At 57.5% G+C, this 2,963-nt stretch carries 3 protein-coding genes; all 3 read left to right on the top strand.

The window, feature by feature from the left end; translation table 11 throughout:
* Positions 1 to 960: GGDEF domain-containing protein (locus tag P8Y64_14310; protein ID MEJ2061622.1), on the top strand; the 960-nt coding region annotated here is incomplete at its 5' end.
* 121 nt (positions 961 to 1,081) lie between these two features.
* Positions 1,082 to 1,738, top strand: a complete 657-nt coding sequence (locus P8Y64_14305; protein ID MEJ2061621.1) for a TetR/AcrR family transcriptional regulator — start codon at positions 1,082 to 1,084, stop codon at positions 1,736 to 1,738.
* Between the two features lie 3 nt (positions 1,739 to 1,741).
* Positions 1,742 to 2,863: a methyltransferase gene (locus P8Y64_14300; GenBank protein ID MEJ2061620.1), complete on the top strand. Its 1,122-nt coding sequence runs from the start codon at positions 1,742 to 1,744 to the stop codon at positions 2,861 to 2,863.
* Positions 2,864 to 2,963 lie beyond the last annotated feature (100 nt).

Raw genomic sequence — 2,963 nt, 5'->3', positions numbered from 1 at the left:
GGTGTACGGCATTTCTATCGCAAACCCACCCTGGGCTACAAACCGGTGGCGCCGTTCATGGTGTTGTTTACCCTGCTGTTGGCGCTGGAACTGTTCCTGCCGGTGCTGCCGGACTGGCGGGTAATCTGGGCGGCCGGCGTGATTGCGCTTTTTTCCACCCTTACGCTGTACGAATTTCTCCAGCGGCGCCTGCTAAGCAATCCCATCATTCTGCTGATGATCACCAGGTTGTTTTTCACCAGTGGAAGCTGGCTGCTGCGGGCCCTGGTCAGCCTCGACCACACGGCCCATATGACCCGCTACGCATTCGTCGACCCGCTGTCGCTCTACGATGCCATCGTCGCCAGCGTGACATTGACCGTCTCGATGATCGTATTGACCAATGAGCGCATCAACCAGCAGCTGTGGAATCAGGCGAGCAGAGACCCGTTGACCGGCGTCATGAATCGTCGCGCCTTCTATGAGGCCAGCGCACCACTGCTGGCGGAGCTGCATCGTGAACCGATAAATCTGTCGGTATGCGTGTTGGACATCGATCACTTCAAAAAGCTCAATGACAACCACGGTCACGCCGTCGGCGACCTGATCCTCAAGGAATTCGTACGCACTGCCCGCACCACATTGCGGGAAGGCGATCTTTTCGCCCGCTATGGCGGCGAGGAGTTCGTGATTCTCTTGCATAACAGCGATCTTCAGCAGGCCCAACACGCCTTGCAGCGCCTGCGTGAGGCCTGTGTGAACCAGGGCATCATGGCCGGCGAACAGCAGGTCAGCGTCACCTTCAGCGCAGGCATTTGTCACGCCACCGGACCGGCCCAGGTCAGTCTGGACACCCTGCTCGAAGCGGCAGACCGGGCCATGTATCAGGCCAAGAAGGCCGGCCGCGACCGCATCATCGTCTCCCCTGAACACCACGGCGCCCCGCCGCCGCTCGCCGCCACCTCCGGCGCAAACAGCTGAACCCGCGATCAGCCGTCTTTATCGAACAATCAAACCGCCTGTTTTGATTGATAAAACCGGTATGGTGCGTTGACTACCGGTGCTAACCTGTACATCGGTTATGCGTTGTACAGGTCGCACTATGAAGAACGATACGCCCCCGCCCACCCGAACCGTCAGGCAGCGGCTGCTCAAGGCCGCGCTGGATTGCTTTCTGGCGGATGAATACCACAACGTCACCACACGCCAGATTGCCACCAAGGCAGACGCCAATATCTCCATGATTCGTTATTACTTCGGCAATAAGGAAGGGTTGTACGAAGAAATGATCAAGGAGACGCTGTCCCCGCTGTTGGATGTGCTGGAAGGCCAGATGTTGTCGTCGACAGCCGGATTTACCGAATTCTTCAGGCTTTATTACAACACCATGGCCAAGCACCCCGACTTTCCCAAACTGATACTGAAGGTGCTGGCTTTGAATCAGGGGCCCGGCAGACGTTTTATTCAGCAGCTTCTGGAACGCGGGCGTACCCAGGGAAACAAAACCGTGGATACGCTCAAGGAACGCGGCGAGGTCGCCCCGGCGATCGACGCGGACATTCTTAGGATGTCTTTCGTCAGCCTGGCGATGACGCCCATGCTGCTGAAAGATATCTACGAGGAACAATTGGAACGTGAGATGGACAATGCCTTCCTGAATCGGCTCGCCGAGTTCAACGGCCGCTTGTTCGCCGCCGGCCTGCTCCCGCCCGACGATTCGAATAATGAACCGGATTCTGACAAGAACGAAAAAGAGTAGCCAATGAAAAGCCTGCAAAAAAACAAACGCGCAGTACGACGTTTCGGCAAACTGATGAAGTTCGCCACCTGGTTTCAAAACCTGCCGAACAAGATGACGCCGCCACCGTTTCGGCTGCTGCAGATCGGCGCCATATTCTGGCAATCCCGCGTGCTGTACGTTGCGGCCCGCCTGGATATCGCCTCAGTGATTGGCGATGACACGCTCTCCGCCGAAACAATAGCCGAGCGCGTTGCTTCCGACCCTGACGCTGTCCACCGCCTGCTGCGCATGCTGGCCTCCATGGGAATATTCGAGCAAGCCGGAAAGCAATTCAAAAACAACAAGACATCGGCCTTCCTGCGCGAGGACAATCCACAATGCGTACGGGCCATGATCCTGATGCACAACTCTCCGGAGATGAGCCGTCCCTGGTACGAACAACTCGAACAGGGCGTAAGAACGGGCGAGGTTCCTTTCAAGCTGACCCACGGCGAAGCGCTGTACGACTACATGGATACGCACCCCGAGTTCGACCGCTTGTTCTCCCGGGCCATGGACAGCGTCGAAGTGCTGCTCGGCGATGCATTTGCCACCGACTTCGATTGGGGGCGGTTCGGACGAATTATCGACGTTGGCGGTTCGAAAGGCAGCAAATCACTGTCCATTCTCAAACATCATCCGAATCTGGATGCGCTGGTGGTGGACCGCGCCCAGGTCATCGAGGAAGGGAAAGATTTCTGGGATGGAAAGGAATCGCCCGCCCTGCTGTCACGTATGCATTTCCAGCCAGGTGACGTATTGGATTCCGTTCCGGCTGCGCAAGACGCCAGGGATATTTACCTGCTCAGTGCCGTTTTCCACGGCTTCGACGACGAAACCTGCCGCAGGGCCCTGAAAAATCTTGCTGCCGCCTGCGGCGACTCGGGGGCGTCGATCGCCATCATGGAGATGGTACTCGATGCATCGCAGCCCGATTACACCGGCACTTCGTTCGATATGCAGATGTTCATGGGAACCCGGGGGCGCGAACGCACACTGAACGAGTGGCAGCACCTGTTCAGCAGCAGTGGCCTGGCATTGCAGGAGGTCATAGACCTGCAGTCGGTGGCAAAAATCCTGGTATTGCAGGTTGCGGAACGTTAGCGCCTGCCCTGGTGTCGCCAAGCAGGAATCGCTCGCAATCCGTTCGTCTTGCTGCTACTTTCCTCTGACGTCGTGATGCCACCTATGATACGCAGGGAGC

The organism is Gammaproteobacteria bacterium (genome assembly GCA_037388465.1).
Taxonomy (GTDB): Bacteria; Pseudomonadota; Gammaproteobacteria; order SpSt-1174; family SpSt-1174; genus JARRKE01.
The sequence above is the reverse complement of the archived record's forward strand: the minus strand, read 5'-3'. Positions and strand labels throughout refer to the sequence as shown.

What these genes read in the sequence shown, in the direction of transcription:
- P8Y64_14300 (MEJ2061620.1), top strand. Translation starts at nt 1,742, where the DNA reads ATGAAAAGCCTGCAAAAAAACAAACGCGCAGTACGACGTTTCGGCAAA.
- P8Y64_14305 (MEJ2061621.1), top strand. Translation starts at nt 1,082, where the DNA reads ATGAAGAACGATACGCCCCCGCCCACCCGAACCGTCAGGCAGCGGCTG.